At 62.6% G+C, this 14,928-nt stretch carries 14 protein-coding genes; 10 read left to right on the top strand and 4 right to left on the bottom strand.

Going from position 1 to position 14,928, the window contains the following annotated elements:
* Positions 1-113 precede the first annotated feature (113 nt).
* Positions 114-2,114, bottom strand: coding sequence for a peptidase U32 family protein (locus F3J43_RS14135; RefSeq protein ID WP_166887297.1), 2,001 nt, complete (start codon positions 2,112-2,114; stop codon positions 114-116).
* Between the two features lie 121 nt (positions 2,115-2,235).
* A complete protein-coding gene (locus tag F3J43_RS14140; RefSeq protein ID WP_166887300.1) occupies positions 2,236-2,616 on the bottom strand; it encodes a RidA family protein in 381 nt (126 codons plus the stop codon).
* 170 nt (positions 2,617-2,786) lie between these two features.
* Between F3J43_RS14140 and F3J43_RS14145 the strand changes: the two genes are divergently transcribed.
* Positions 2,787-3,482: a tRNA (adenine(22)-N(1))-methyltransferase gene (locus F3J43_RS14145; protein ID WP_205297857.1), complete on the top strand. Its 696-nt coding sequence runs from the start codon at positions 2,787-2,789 to the stop codon at positions 3,480-3,482.
* Positions 3,483-3,678: 196 nt separating this feature from the next.
* On the opposite strand, the gene F3J43_RS14150 is transcribed toward F3J43_RS14145, so the two are convergent.
* Positions 3,679-3,930 (bottom strand): DUF2790 domain-containing protein, encoded by a 252-nt coding sequence (locus tag F3J43_RS14150; protein WP_166887306.1) that lies wholly within the window; start codon positions 3,928-3,930, stop codon positions 3,679-3,681.
* 114 nt (positions 3,931-4,044) lie between these two features.
* Here F3J43_RS14150 and F3J43_RS14155 point away from each other — a divergent pair, with 114 nt between their 5' ends.
* Positions 4,045-4,977, top strand: coding sequence for a LysR family transcriptional regulator (locus F3J43_RS14155; RefSeq protein WP_166887308.1), 933 nt, complete (start codon positions 4,045-4,047; stop codon positions 4,975-4,977).
* A gap of 75 nt (positions 4,978-5,052) precedes the next feature.
* Here F3J43_RS14155 and F3J43_RS14160 read toward each other — a convergent pair whose 3' ends face one another.
* Positions 5,053-6,354 carry an MFS transporter gene (locus tag F3J43_RS14160; protein WP_166887311.1) on the bottom strand — a complete coding sequence of 434 codons (1,302 nt, stop codon included), beginning with the start codon at positions 6,352-6,354 and terminating at the stop codon, positions 5,053-5,055.
* 857 nt (positions 6,355-7,211) lie between these two features.
* On the opposite strand from F3J43_RS14160, the gene F3J43_RS14165 reads away from it, so the two are divergent.
* From F3J43_RS14165 to F3J43_RS14200, 8 genes are all read left to right on the top strand, one after another.
* On the top strand, positions 7,212-8,699 hold the full coding sequence (locus F3J43_RS14165; protein WP_166887314.1) for a methionine--tRNA ligase: 1,488 nt from the start codon (positions 7,212-7,214) through the stop codon (positions 8,697-8,699).
* Complete coding sequence (locus tag F3J43_RS23830; protein ID WP_205297858.1) at positions 8,696-9,184, top strand: hypothetical protein; 489 nt, start codon at positions 8,696-8,698, stop codon at positions 9,182-9,184. The genes F3J43_RS14165 and F3J43_RS23830 overlap by 4 nt, the downstream gene beginning before the upstream one ends.
* A 2-nt stretch (positions 9,185-9,186) precedes the next feature.
* Entirely contained in the window at positions 9,187-9,654 is a 468-nt protein-coding gene (locus F3J43_RS14175) for a GNAT family N-acetyltransferase (RefSeq protein WP_166887317.1), read from the top strand.
* A gap of 234 nt (positions 9,655-9,888) precedes the next feature.
* Entirely contained in the window at positions 9,889-11,526 is a 1,638-nt protein-coding gene (locus F3J43_RS14180) for an amino acid adenylation domain-containing protein (RefSeq protein WP_166887320.1), read from the top strand.
* Between the two features lie 212 nt (positions 11,527-11,738).
* Positions 11,739-12,041 (top strand): cupin domain-containing protein, encoded by a 303-nt coding sequence (locus F3J43_RS14185; RefSeq protein WP_166887560.1) that lies wholly within the window; start codon positions 11,739-11,741, stop codon positions 12,039-12,041.
* A 28-nt stretch (positions 12,042-12,069) separates the two neighbouring features.
* Positions 12,070-13,131, top strand: coding sequence for an NAD(P)/FAD-dependent oxidoreductase (locus F3J43_RS14190; RefSeq protein ID WP_166887322.1), 1,062 nt, complete (start codon positions 12,070-12,072; stop codon positions 13,129-13,131).
* Positions 13,128-14,039, top strand: a complete 912-nt coding sequence (locus F3J43_RS14195; RefSeq protein WP_166887325.1) for a type 1 periplasmic-binding domain-containing protein — start codon at positions 13,128-13,130, stop codon at positions 14,037-14,039. Before F3J43_RS14190 ends, F3J43_RS14195 begins: the two co-directional genes overlap by 4 nt.
* Complete coding sequence (locus tag F3J43_RS14200; RefSeq protein WP_205297859.1) at positions 14,036-14,923, top strand: alpha/beta hydrolase fold domain-containing protein; 888 nt, start codon at positions 14,036-14,038, stop codon at positions 14,921-14,923. The genes F3J43_RS14195 and F3J43_RS14200 overlap by 4 nt, the downstream gene beginning before the upstream one ends.
* Positions 14,924-14,928: the final 5 nt, after the last annotated feature.

Genomic DNA, 14,928 nt, shown 5'->3' on the forward strand with positions numbered 1-14,928 from the left:
TCAGGGACTCTACAAATCTCACCGGTTTCACAGGTCAGGAGATCCTGGGGCAGGGCGCTGACGAGGGCTGCCGCTCCCCCAGGCGCCTGATGGCCTGGGGAAGCGCAGACACCTTAGTGCGGCGCGCGGGGAATGGTCTTGAGCAGGTCTTCCGGGCTGATGTGGCCGACGACCTGGGCCACTGCGCTGCCTGGGGTCGGCAGGTCGATGATATGGCCCTTCATCTTGCCGATCACATGCATCTCGCACGGCTTGCAGTCGAACTTCAGGGTCAGTACCTCGTCGCCCTGGATCAGTTGCATCGGCGCGACCTTGGTGCGTACGCCGGTGACGCCCTTGGCCTGCTTGGGGCACAGGTTGAAGGAGAAGCGCAGGCAGTGCTTGGTGATCATCACCGGCACTTCGCCGTGTTCCTCGTGGGCCTCGTAGGCCGCGTCGATCAACTGCACGCCGTGGCGGTGGTAGAAGTCGCGGGCCTTCTGGTTGTAGACGTTGGCCAGGAACGACAGGTGCGACTCGGGATACACCGGTGGCGGGCTGGTCTCGGCCTTGCGCCCGCCACGCGGGTGCGCCTCGACCCGCGCCGTGGTCAGCGCCTCGATGGCTTCACGGCGCAGGGCCTTGAGCTGCGAGTTGGGGATGAAGAACGCCTCGGGCGCATCGAGGTCGATGGCGTTGGCGTGGTACATCGTGGTGCCCAGCTGGCCGAGCAGGTCGTGCAACTGCTCCAGCGCCTGCTGCGGCTTGTTCGCCGGACCGAACGGGCCGTCCAGGGCAACCTGGGCGCTGACGCCTTCCTCGCTGGTGACGGTCAGTGCCAGGCGCTGCTCGCGCAGCACCGCGTGCCATTCGACGCCGACGCGGCGCTCGGCGGACGTGCGCTGAAGGGCCTGCTGCCAGTTGTGGTCGAGGTTGCGCGACAGCGGATGGTTCGGCCGCAGCTTGTGCAATCCTTCAGGCATCTCGTTGGGCTCGACGCGATAGCGGTAGCGCTTCTGGCCGTCTTCCTCGGATTCGCTGCGCAGCTCGGCGATGTTGGCGCGAAAACCCACCACCTCGCGCTTGACCAGCACGTTGAGGCCGTCACCGTTGGTCAGTGGCACCTCGGTGAGCACCTGCAGGTCGCGCTTGCCGACTTTTTCCACCACGCCCACCGGCAGGCCGGTGAAGGTCGGCGAGTCGAAGGCACCGATGTCGATCTTGCGGTCGCTGACGAAGTAGTCGGTGCTGCCGCGGTGGAAGGTCTTGTCCGGGTCGGGGACGAAGAAGTGCTCGGTGCGCCCGCTGGAGGCGCGCGCCAGTTCCGGGCGGTCCTCGAGGATCGCGTCGAGTTCCTTGCGGTAGTGGGCGGTGATGTTCTTCACGTAGCCCACGTCCTTGTAGCGGCCCTCGATCTTGAACGAGCGCACGCCGGCGTCCACCAGGTCGCGCAGGTTGGCGGTCTGGTTGTTGTCCTTCATCGACAAAAGGTGCTTCTCGAAGGCCACCACGCGGCCCTGGTCGTCCTTGAGCGTGTACGGCAGGCGGCAGGCCTGGGAGCAGTCGCCCCGGTTGGCGCTGCGGCCGGTCTGGGCGTGGGAGATGTTGCACTGGCCGGAGAAGGCCACGCACAACGCGCCGTGGATGAAGAACTCGATGGCCGCGTCGGTCTCGGCGGCGATGGCGCGGATTTGCTGCAGGTTCAGCTCGCGGGCCAGCACCAGCTGGGAGAAGCCGGCCTGGTCGAGGAACTTGGCCCGTTCCAGGGTGCGGATGTCGGTCTGGGTGCTGGCATGCAGCTCGATCGGCGGGATGTCCAGCTCCATCACCCCCAGGTCCTGGACGATCAGCGCGTCGACGCCGGCGTCGTACAGCTGGTGGATCAGCTGGCGCGCAGGTTCGAGCTCGTTGTCGTGGAGGATGGTGTTGATGGTGGTGAACACCCGGGCGTGGTAGCGGTGGGCGAATTCCACCAGCGCGGCGATATCACCGACCTCGTTGCAGGCATTGTGGCGCGCGCCGAAGCTCGGGCCGCCGATATAGATGGCGTCAGCGCCGTGCAGGATCGCCTCGCGGGCGATGCTCACGTCACGGGCAGGGCTGAGCAGTTCCAGGTGATGTTTTGGAAGGGACATGTCGTTATAGATTCGGGCTGTCACGGTAAGGCGGGCATTGTAGCGGTGAAATGCGTCGGGGGCACGCACAGGGTGCCAGGTGGCGCCATCGCGGGCTTGCCCCGCGATGGCGCAGGCAGGTTCAGCCCTTGGCTGCCATCGCGGTGACTTCCACACGCATGCCTTCGAACGCCAGCGAGGCTACGCCCACCGCCGCGCGCACTGGCCAGGGTTGCTTGAAGAAGCGCTGGTACACCTCGTTGAACGCGGCGCGGTCGGCCATGTCGGTGAGGTAGATGGTCAGGTGCAGTACCCGGTCCATCGAGCTGCCGGCGCGCTCCAGGGCCACTTTCAGCGCCTGCAGGGTGCACTCGCACTGGCTGGTGATGTCGCCCAGGGCCAGGCTGCCGTCGGCGTGCACCGGGATCTGGGTGCTGACCAGGATGCCGTTGTACTCGGCGACGTCGGAGGAGATCGAGTCGGCGTCCGGGTCGGGGGTGTAGATGATGTCGTTGTTTGCCATGGGATTTCGCCTTGCAACGGAGGGAAAGCGGCAAGCCTACGCGAGCGGCCGGGGCAGGTCGAGGCAGGCGGCGGTCGCGGGCATTTGAAATGCGCGGCGCGGGCCGGCAGAATCGCGCCCCCGACCCGGCCGCAGGCGCCGGGCCCAGGTTGCGAGTGAAGAGGCAGCAGTTGAACGAACACACATTGTCCATGCGTCTGGAGCGCGTGGCGGCCCATGTGCCGGCAGGCGCGCGCCTGGCCGACATCGGCTCGGACCACGGCTACCTGCCGGTGGCGCTGGCGCGCCGGGGCGCGATCACGGCAGCGGTGGCCGGCGAAGTGGCGCTGACGCCCTATGAGTCGGCGCGGCGCACGGTGCGCGAGAACGGCCTGGACGGACAGGTCACGGTACGCCTGGCCAATGGCCTGGCGGCCATCGAGCCGCAGGACGGCATCACGGTCGTCAGCCTCTGTGGCATGGGGGGCGAGACCATCCGCGACATCCTCGAGGCCGGCCGTGGCCATCTGGGCGGCCAGGAGCGACTGGTGCTGCAGCCCAATGGCGGCGAGCCGCCGCTGCGCCGATGGCTGATGGACAACGGTTATCGCATCGTCTGTGAGGAAGTGCTGCGGGAGAACCGCTTCGACTACGAGATCATCGTCGCCGAGCCTGGCGAGCCTGTGGTTTACAGCGCCGAGCAACTGTACTTCGGCCCATTGCTGATGACTGCACGCAGCCCGGCGTTCCTGTTCAAGTGGCAGCGTATGTTGCGTCAGAAGCAGCAGACCCTGGCCAACTTCGCCCGGGCGCGCCAGGCGGTACCAGAGCACAAAGTACGGGAGATGACCGAGCAGGCGCACTGGATCAGCGAACTGCTGGCCTGATGCTCGGCGAGCATGGTTGCGCCGTGCACAGCTTTTGGCCGGCAAGGCCGGCTCCTACAGGGTGCGCTACGGGTGTGGCCGTGACAGTGAGCGGACGGGCCGGAGCGTTCTTGTTGTTGTCCCGGCAGATCATGCGCTGGCGTGAGGGGCAGGCAAATGCACTTTCAACGCGTTGGCTGGTATTTTTCCAAGCCGTTCACTGCTGCGAGCAGTCACCCATTTCGCGGTAGTCGATTTCGCGGGTCTGGCCCTGGTGGTCGACATAGACCATGTGCGCGGTACCGAGCTGGCAGTTGCCGGCGTTGCTGGCGGGAGTGATGGAGATCACCTTGGCCACGTCCAGCGGCGTGCCGTAGGCATAGCTGCTGCTGCTTGCCGGGCTGTCGGCGAGGGCGGCAAAGGAGGAGAGGGTGGCGCACAGGGCGAGGAAGGCAATGGACCGTTTCATGGCAGGCTCCTGATTTCGGGACGTGTGTGATGATCCATTCATTTACGTTTCACAATAAATGGTCTGTGCCGTGATAGATTCCTGCCTTTGATGTATGAATGAGAGCGCCAGCCCATGGATATGCTGCATGCGATGCGTACCTTCGCCCGGGTAGTGGAGTGCGGCAGCTTCGCCGCTGCCGCCCATGCCCTGGACATTTCGGCGGCGCAGGTGTCGAGGATCGTCGCGGAGCTGGAGAACCAGTTGCAGACCCGCCTGCTGCACCGCACCACCCGGCGCCTGCGCATGAGCGAGGCGGGCGAGCGTTTCCTCGAACGTTCGCGACAGATCATGCTGCTCACCGAGGAGGCCATGGACGAAGCCCGCGGCGCCCACCTCACGCCGCGCGGGCGCCTGCGCTTCCATTGCTCCCACGGCCTGGGCCTGCTGATGATGCCGCTGGTGGCGCGCTACAACGCCACTTGCCCTGAGGTGGTGATGGAGCTGACCCTGTCCCAGCGCAACCCCGACCCGCTGGCCGAAGGGCATGACGTGGTGATCACCATCGGCCAGGACCTGCCCGACTCGCAACTGATCGCCATCCCGCTGGGCAGCATCAGCAGCATCCTCTGCGCCTCGCCCGAGTATCTGGCCCGGCATGGCGTGCCCGAGCGTCCCGAAGACTTGCACCAGCATGTCTGCCTGCGCACGGTGGACCCGTTGTTCGAGGAGGACTGGTCGTTCGGCGAGGGAGCCGACAGCTGCGTGATCGTGCCCCAGGACACCTTCCTCACCAATGTCGCCGATGCCATGCTCAAGGCCACCGAGCTGGGCATGGGCGTCGGGCTGCTGCCGTACTATTCGGCCAGCCAGGCCATGCAGGAGGGGCGGTTGTGCCGGCTGCTGGCGCCGCATCGCTTGCGGCAGCGGGAAATCTACGCGATCTACCCGTCGCGCCACTACCTCGATGCCAAGGTGCGGACCTGGCTGGATTTCCTCAAGGAGGAACTGCCGTTGCTGTTCCAGGCGCACCAGCAGGTGGTGGACCAGCCGCAGTACTGGCGCTAGGCGCCACCAGGCCGAGTCCTGCGAAGCGCTTCTGCCGACCGGGAGAGGGGCTCCAGGCCGGCGGTGCTGGGTGGCTCAGAATGTGCCGGGGGCTCGCTGGTTGTCGCGTTCTGGCGACATTTCGTTCATCTGCGGGTGCTCCTGCACGGCATGCATCAATTCTTCGGTCACCCGCAACTCGGCGCCGCTGGGCGAGAAGGTCGCGGTCGGCGCGAACGGTGCCGGGTGTTCCGGTGCCGGGCGCTTGCCCCGGCGCCAGGCGAAGAAGGTGACCATCGCCAGGTTGATCACCGCGAAGGCCCAGAACAGCCCGGCCTCGCCGTAGTGGGTCATCACCGGCGAGATGGCCAGCGGCGCCATGGCCGAGCCCAGCGAGTTGATCAGCAGCAAGCCCTGGATCATCGGCACCAGCGCATCGGCCGGGGCGCGGTCGGCGGCGCTGCTGACCGCGACCGGATACAGCGCGAACACGCCGCCGCCGAGCAGGAACAGCAAGGCCGGCAGCAACACGGTGTCTGCTGGCAGCAGCACGATCAGCACCGACAGCACGGTGCACAGCGCGGCCAGGGCGATCAGCACGGTCTGCCGGTCCTTGCGGTCGGACCAGCGGCCCACCGGGTACTGCAGCAACATGGCCCCCAGGATGACCCAGGCCATCATGCCGCCGACTTCGCCCACATCCATGCCGATGCGCTGCAGGTACAGCGGCAGCAGGGCGTAGATGCCGGCGATGGCGACCCCCGAGCCGAAGCAGCCGACCAGCCCGGTCGGCGCCACGCCGAGCAACTGGCGCGGCTTGAGTGGCTCGACCTGGTCCAGCAGCGGCGATACCCGCGGCAGGATCACGATCGGCAGCACAGACAAGGTGGCCAGCATGCCGGCGAGCATGAACGGCGCCGTGTCGCCCAGGCCGGTGATCTCGCCGAGGGTGGCCTGGGCGATCACGCCGGCGCCGTAGAAGGCGATCATGTACAGCGCCAGCAGGCGGCCGCGGATCTTGGCGTCGCCGGCCAGCAGCAGCCAGCTTTCGATGACCAGGAACACGCCCACCGCGGCCCAGCCGTTGATCAGGCGCAGCACCGACCACCAGGTGGTGTCGTAGAACAGGCCCTGGAGCAGGATGGTCGCGCCGATCAGTGCGGCGAAACTGCTGTAGGCGCGAATATGGCCGATGCGCAGGATCAGCCGGTCGTTGAACACCGCGCCCAGGGTCAGGCCGATGAAGTAGGCCGAGGACACCACGCCGATGGTGGTCGCCGATTCGCCGGCCGCGCCCAGGCGCAGGGTGGTCAGGGAAGACAGGAAGCCATTGCCCAGGGCAATGATGAACAGGCCGAGCAGGGGTGCCAGCGCCATGGCCAGCAAACGCGGAGACATACGTACCTCAAGGTTGAAAGAGCAGATGCGCCTTCTCGGCTGCGTGCTCCAGGCCTGGCCAGGATGGCACGCACGTTGGCCCGGGCGGAATGCGACCTTGGCAAGACTCAACCGCTGGGCCAGTTGCGGGATGGCCGGGCGGGGGGCGGTTGAGCCTGTGGCACATGCGCGATGTGATGAGGCACGGACGCTGTCTTTGCGCAGGGTGGCCACCGGGTAGGGCGACGGGCGAAAAGGATGCGGGATTTTACGGCCTGTGCAGGATTTGCCAAGGGGGATGAGGCTGCGACGAGAGGCCGCAGGGTATGGGGCAGGTGGCGGACCGAGGCATGATATTGTCGTCGAACCGCCGCTCGAGGAGGCCATCGCTGGCTTCGCCAGCTCCCACAGGCTGGGTGTCAGCCCCAGAGGATGGGCGCTGTTTCTCTGGCGACACGCTTGACCCCTTCGTTTTCCCCTTCCTGCAATTACCCAACTTCAATCGGTTGCTTGACCACCGACAACGCTGGCGTATTGATGCGTCATATTGACCGATCTGTCGTATCGGTAATTGGTTGACCAACTTGCGAATATCCAAATGGTTGGTCGCTGACACCAGCAATGGCGAATGTCTTACACGCAGTGATGTTGTATATCCATTACTTCATTGAGCGGAAGCTTCTAGATTCTTGTCGCTAATAGGGCGCAGGGATGCTCTTCGGAATCATGACGCACTGGCGATGTTTTATTGTTTTCACGCGAGTGCCGGCTTGATGTGTATCCGGTAAACCGACAAATAATGACCGAGATACAAATGTGCGAACCCATGCTTGATAAGCATGGTGACGGTTCGATTACATCAGCTGAAGTGAGATAAAATGAAAAGGAAATTCATTGTCACGATTACGCCGCCCACACCGAACGGCGACCTGCATCTTGGTCATCTTTCGGGGCCTTTCCTTGCGGCTGATGTCTGCGCCAGGACGTTGAAACAGCAAGGGCATGATGTGCTGCTGCTGTGTTATTCCGACGACTATCAAAGTTATATGCTGCGCAAGGCGCGGCAACTTCGACGCGATCCGTTTGCGCTCGCCAAGTTGAACAGCAAACAAATTCAACTGTCCCTCGAAATGATCAGTATCGAATGCGATCATTTCCTCCAGGCGGGTGAAAGCGAAGCCTTCACCGACAGTGCCAGCCACTATTACCATCTCGCCCACCAGGCCGGACAGCTGCATAAAAAACCGACCAAAGTCTTCCATTGCGACGCGTGCAACGTGTACGGCTATGAAGGCCTCGGTCGCACGCACTGTAATTATTGTGGGGCGTCGTCCGATGCAAGCCAGTGCGAAGAATGTGCACGCGCACCGGATATCGACTGTATTGACCACATGACCTGCATGGTGTGCCAGGGGGCAATGCAGCCGCGTACGGTCGAGCGCTGGGTCTGGCAGCTCGGCAAGAATTATCCGAGCTTGCGCGAGCACTATCGGCATGCCCCGATGCGACCGGCATTGCGCAGCTACCTCGATGAAATGCTGCGCGACGAAACCGCGACCTGGGGCATAACACGTCCCCACGACGCCGGGCTTCAGCTCGATGAGGCAGTCGAAGGGCTGCATGAACAACCGATCCATACCTGGTTCATGGGGTTGGCAGGCTATCGGTCAACGTTGAAAGAACATCTGGACCTGCATGCCGAGCGCGGGGCATTTTCCGAATGGTGGGGCAACGACACACAACTGGTTCACTTCCTTGGATTCGATTGCTCCTACAGCCACGCTCTTGGCTATGCCGCCTTGCAGTCGATCGATCAGCATTCGCCCAAGCCAGGAGTTTGCCTGACCAACCAGTTTCTCAAGCTGGACGGCGTCGATTTTTCGACCAGCCGCGGCCACGCTGTATGGATCAGGGAACTGGTTGCCCAGCACCCGGCCGACGCGATCCGTTTGTTCGCCGCCATCTGCGCGCCGGAAAATGCGACGGAGAACTTCGACCGTTCCCAGTTCGAGCTTTGGCGGCGCGAAGTGTATGACCGCATCATCGATGCCTACCAGCAGGATTTCTCGCCAGTTTCAGCGGGTAGCGGCAACCTCGCTGAAGACCATGCTGCACGCATAGCAGCCGCCCAAACGCGATGGCAGGCCGCTGCATCACTCGAGGCGTTCTCCATTTCGAACATGGCAGTCGCCGCCCTGGAAGTATTCGAAGTGCTCGCCAGCACCGACAACCTGTCGCAGCGGCGGCGTCATTGGGCCCTGTTTGCCGACATGGTCGGCCCGTTGTGTCCCGATATGAAGCTCGAGCTGCAGGCGCTGATCAACGCCCCCGTCGTTCAGCCGGATCGTACGCTGGAGCTTGCATGAATACGATGAACTATCAGCCGCGCCTTGCTCGGCCCTATCCGGTCGTATCGGTCAATGACCGCAAATTCAAGGTCTATGGCCTATTTGCGGACCCAGAGAAAGTCGCCTGCTTTCCCAACGAAGATGAATTGGCCACACACATTGGCGCGATGATGGGCGCACCGTCTGGAAGTGCCGATCATGGCCTCGGCTTTGCGATCCTCCACCTGGCGCTGGATGGTGACTATCTTCTGCTGAGTCAGTGGGTCGATGCGAACATGCTGCAGCATCGTGTCTACAAGTGTGTGGTCGACAATCGCAAGCTGACGAACGTCGCGTCACTTGCAGAAACCGGGATCATCGCGTGTGTGTGGGAACTTGAAATCATGAAGTTCGAACGCGATGCGTGGGTGCGCACGATGCTGAACGCTTCCCCCAAGGCGGTGCGGCCAGGCACGGACGATGTGCAAGCGTACCTGCAAAGCACCTTTACGGGGTGGGTGTAGGCATGGATATCGAGGTCAGAACGATACGCGAGGCGGATCTTCCCCAACTCCTGCGTCTCTGTCGACGGCATGCGGAATATGAGGCGGCGACATGGGTGGAGAACAACCAGGTCGAACGCTGGTCCGAGGCGTTGTTTTGCACATCACCCGACCTGTTCGGCTGGGTGGCGCAGGCCAACGGTCACCTGTGTGGCTTCATGACGGCGACGGTGGATTATGCGACGTGGGATGCCGCGTACTTTGCTCACATGGACTGCCTGTACATCGAAGATGAATACCGAGGTCATGGTATCGGCCGGCGCTTCTTCGATTGCCTCGACGCATTCTGCCGCGAGCGAAAGATCGGCCACGCTCAGTGGCAGACGCCACCCGACAATCAACTGGGCATCGGCTTTTACCAGCGCATGGGCGCGACCAGCAAGCCGAAGCTACGTTTCTTTCACACGGTGGTGTCGAGAGAAGGCGCATGAACAGGGGGCATGTGCGTAGCTGACAGACGCACTTCAGGTGCAGGACGCATTTCTGCACCTGGATTGGTCTGATCGCTTCCCCCTTTCACGCCTATGAAGTATCGGTCGCAGATCACTGAATCCTCGACCTGCAGTTTCTCCATGTATTTCTGTATTGGCAATCAAGGGCTGGGGTGCTGGATAACCCCATGCATATTCGTCCAGTCAACGAGACAACAAGGAAGTGCTGTGCTCATGAACGTACTCTTGCCACCCTGGTCAATCGACCCCGCATTCGAATCGACGCCAGCGCCCGCGCTGGGCGATGTGTTCTGCATGCCTGCAGGCAATACGCCAGGCAAGACTGCAGTGTCCGACGGTACCGATGCTTACACCTTTTCCGAACTCGAACAGCATGCGCAAACGCTAGCGAAGTGGCTGCATGAGCGGGGTGTAGCAGCAGGTTCCCGCGTTGCCGTGCTGGCAGAGAAATGCGCGCTGATGCCCATCCTGGCCTCGGCTATCTGGAAGTGCGGTGCTGTCTATGTGCCACTCGATGGTGCGCAACCTCAAGCTCGGTTAGGCAAACTGATCGAACGTCTGCAGCCGAGCATGGTGATCGCACTGGCAGACCAGCAGGCACTGGTGCCAGCGTCTGCGTGGCTCGACCGCGCGGGTCTGAAGGCATTGCTTGCCGGGCCTGAAGCGGCGTTCGGTACGGTTGCACACGGGGCCGACGACCCTGCCTACATCATCTTCACCTCGGGATCGACCGGCGAGCCAAAGGGGGTGGAAATCACCGCGGGAAGCCTGACGGCGTATTTCGGCAACCACAACCAGGTGTTGCGCTTTACCCCGGACTCTCGCGTGTTCAGCTTGTCGCCCTTCCACTTCGATGTCTCCATTGAAGATACGCTGCTGCCGCTGTCGCTTGGCGCATTCGTTTACCAGTTCAGGCAGATGCACGCTGGTGCGATCATGCGATCGATATTGATCCGAGAGAAGATCACCCACCTGATCGCCGTGTCGACCTTGCTCACCTTGATTACCGAAGAGGGCAAGCACATCACGGCAGAAAACTTCGCGCACATGGAAATGGTCATGACCGGCGCCGAAGTCTGCGATCCGGGCGTGATCAATCTCTGGAAGTCGCGTTTGCCGAACATTCGCATCATCAATGCCTATGGCCCGACCGAAGCGACCATCGTGTGCCTGACCCATCAGATCGATGTCATCGACAATGAGAGAAAGACCGCTTACCCCATTGGCAAGCCGTTGCGCAATGTGCGCCTCAAGATAATGGCCGACGGCCAGGAGGTTCTTGCACCCGGAGAGCACGGCGAGCTCTGGGTTGGCGGCGAACAGGTCATGCGTGGTTACTTCGATCAACCTGATGAGAACGACCGTGTCCTCGTCGAAGTGGACGGCATTCGGTACTACCGCACAGGCGACATTTGTTGCTTCGATGAGCATGGCAATGTCGTCTTCCAGGGGCGTAACGACGACGAGGTGAAAATCAACGGCCGGCGCATCCACCTTGGGGAAATCCGGCAACTGGCCTTGAGTTACCCCGGCATCGAACGTGCGGCGGTGGCGGTCATTCATCGAAGCAACCGTGACTGCATCGCGCTGGTGGTCATGACGGCAAGCCTGGAAACCGCCTTGGATGCCGAGCGCTATCTGCATGAACAACTGCCGGGCTACATGCACCCGAACCTGTTCGCATGGTCGCCAACGCTGTCGATCAGTTCGTCTGGCAAAACCGATGAGCGTGTGCTGATCACGCGCTTGAAAGAGGCCGCAAAGCTCTCCGGTTCGAGTCATTTCGCCCTGTCCAGTCGCAGGGTATTCGAACCTATTGCGCAGAAGCAGCAGAGCCTGCAACCCACCTGACCCTTTCAGGGAAGCCTTTGGCCGAACACCTGGCGCGATGCGCCAAGGTGTTCGGCCTGGCAACCCGTGGGTACCGCCGCAGTCCGCAGAAGTGCTGACTTCACTTGCTTTGAAGTTCAAGGAGGATAGTTGTGTTGATCAAAAGGTTGTCGGATCAGACGTTGAGCCATGAATACGGACTGGACGGCGTTCGGACGTTTCCATGGACAAACGTGAACGCACCGTTCGGATCGGCGTATTGCATCGTGGCGCCGCACAGCGCCTCACTCGATCACGTTAACCAACCGGCGGATGAGGACGAACTGTTCATCGGCATCGAAGGCAAGGCTGTCGTCATCATCGGCGACGAAGAATTCGAAGTCACAAAGGGTGACCAGGTCTTCATTCCGCAAGGCGTGCGTCATTTCGTGCGCAATGACAGTGACACGCCCTTTCACTTTTATACGATCTGGTGGAATGACGGTGGCGTCGAGTCGTTCACCGACGCACGCAAGTCCTTGGCAATCCATGACTGACGTTGCGCCTACCTGCGGAAGATACCCGATGAAGGACGTCATTATTGTAGGCGCAGGCTTGATGGGCTCGGCATTGGCCCATCAGTGCGCTCGCCTGGGGCTCGACACGATGCTGATAGAAGCCGGCTCGGCAGGTGGCGCAGGGGCCACGGCGCATTCGCGCGGAATCGTGCGCGTCTATGACCCTCATCCCGAACTCATGAGCTGGGCAGTCCGCGGTGTGCGTGAGTGGAGCAACTGGACATTGCCCGGCCCTTCGCCGTTCGTGGCGTGCGGCCTGTATTACTGCGTCAGGCAGGCCAACCGCGAAGCTTCATTGGCCGCGTTGTCCGGGCACGACCATGCGCAGTACCCGATTCATGTACTACCAGCTTCTTCGCCCGCGCTACCTCCTGAACTCAGGCATCTTGTCGAGGCTGGCGGCATCGTGCTGCATGAACCCTTGGCCGGGTACGTCGATACCCGTCTGGCCGCGCGCCTGTTCGTGCAGTCGGCGAAAGAGCATGGCGCACAGGTCCTGGAAGGCAGCACTGTGCTGAGGGTGGGTGCCGACCGGGAGTCGGCACAGGTGATGCTCGCGCACGCTACCCTGCGGGCGCGCCGAGTGGTACTGGCAGCTGGCGCAGCGACCCCATCGCTGGCCCAGGTTCCCGGAATGTACTGCCGGTCGATTCCGCTCAGCAGCGTGCGTAGCCCAGCCAAGGCCGTACCGGCGCACTGCATCATCGATGAAGTGTCGGGCGGATACATTCGGCCCGATGGCTCGGAATTCCTGTTTGCCGGCGGGGCGCTTCAGCATGATGCGGCCAGCCACCAGCAACTGTTCTTCGATCTGCCTGGTGCCGGCGCGCGCAACGCCGAGCTTGCGCAACATCTGACCGGTACACAGGCCATGCAACTGCTGGATACACGCCCTGGCTACGATGGCTATACCCCCGACTTCCTGCCGCACATCGGGCCGAGCCCGGACGATCAGCGGATCGTCTTGGCCACAGGCTTTTCCGGCCGTGGCGCCAAGTACATTCCGGCCGTGGCAGTCGAGCTGGCGCGGCAGTTGGCGGCAAAGTCGCCAGCGGGGGTGCCGGCATGAGCGTTCGCCTTGCCCTGGTCGCTTGTCTGGACGAGCGACGCTCCGTTCACACCGTCACCTTCAAGCGCGCGGTCGCCTTGTTCGAGCAATGCTGCAGCCAGCGCGAAGGCGACGTTGTAACGATCAAACTGTTCAATGACAACGCCGATGCCGACACCGCCGCGCAAGTCGCTGCCGACATCGGGAAATGGCGACCGCATGCGGTAATCGGTCATTTTGCCTCGGCAGCGGCAGCAGCGGCGGCGCCTGCCTATGCCGCGCTGGATATTCCTCTGCTTCTACCGGCGGCAACGGCGCGCCACCTCACGCGCAACGCCACCACGTATCGCATCTGCGACCACGACGACACCTACGCGCAGGCGATCGAGCGTTTCTGCCGGCGCCATGACCTGCGGCTCGACGAAATCCACCACGACGGCAGCGTTCATGGGCGAAGCGTTGCCGATGCGCTGCGCAACCAGGCAGCGGTAGCGGACCTTGGGCGCCGTTGCATCCTGTTCAGCGGCAACTTCCGGCGTTCGGTCGAGTTCATGGCCGAGTGCGGTGGCAAGGGGCGGACCTTGCTGTTGACCGACGACGCCCTGGCGCCGGAAATCATCGCTCCGGCACGCGCTTATGGCGGCGATGTCTTCGTCATCGGCCTGGTCCCCAAGCCCCAAGGCCAGGATGCCGAGGCGCTGCGCAAGGCATATCGAGTGGCATACGGCGGCGAGCCCGGCTGCTATTTCTGGGAGACCATTGCCGCGATGCAGGTCGCGGTGCAGGCACGCGGTGCCAACCTGCAAGCGAAGGCCTGGAGCACCGTGCTCGGGGAACTGCGGTTCGATGATGAACGCGAATGCGCTCCTGGCAGCAGTGCGGCGTATCGCGTCACGCCTGCCGGAGCATTCGAGGAGTGCGACCTGTGAACCGTCTGCACCCAGAGTTCCGGGCGCTTGCCGCAGTGCGCAAGATCATGGGTGGGGGCCGCCCGGCTGTCAGCGTCATGGAAGACCGTAGCAACGCACAACGGTGGATCCAGCGCTTTGCCAGCGGTGAACCGCAGGCCGGCGCGCAAATCGTCAAGGGTGAGCACGCGACGATCATTCACCCGGTCGCCGCTGATGGCGAGGCGCAGAAGCCGATCGGTCGGGTGTTCTACATCCACGGTGGGGGGATGGTCTATTACAACAGCGCGATCTTCACACCGCTGCTGCAATTCTGGGCCAACGCACTAGGAACGCCGATCGAGGCATTCGACTATCAAAAGGCACCGGAGCACACGGTGGAGGCATCCCTCGCGGGCCTGATGCACTCTATCGATGCCCAATTGGGCGACGACCGCGGACCGATCGTTCTGGCCGGTGATAGCGTCGGTGCGTTGCTTGCCTTGTATATCGCCACACGTCTTCGCCCCGGCCGCTTTGCCCGCCTGGTACTCATCTATCCGGTACTGGAACTGCAGTCGGAATATCCGTCATACACGGAATTTGGCGAAGGCTTTTTTCTCGATGCGAGCGCGATGCGCCGTTTCAAGGGGTTCCTGCTGCCTTACTTCCAGGCGCAAGGGTTCGATCCATTCAATCTCAGCGCACAGGAGCGTTGTGCGCTGGCGCACTGCACCTTGGTCACCGCCGGCTGTGATGTCTTGCGTGACGAAGGGTTGTCGTGGAAGGCCTTGTTGGAGAAGCGCGATGTCGCTATCCGGCATTGCCACTTCGACGATCTGCCTCACGACTTTTGCCTGTATACCGGCAAGCTCGATATCGCCAGAACGGCCGTCAAGCGGATTCTGTCAACCCTTGCCAGCTAGGCATA

It is taken from the genome of Pantoea sp. Cy-639, assembly GCF_011752525.1.
Taxonomy (GTDB): Bacteria; Pseudomonadota; Gammaproteobacteria; order Pseudomonadales; family Pseudomonadaceae; genus Aquipseudomonas.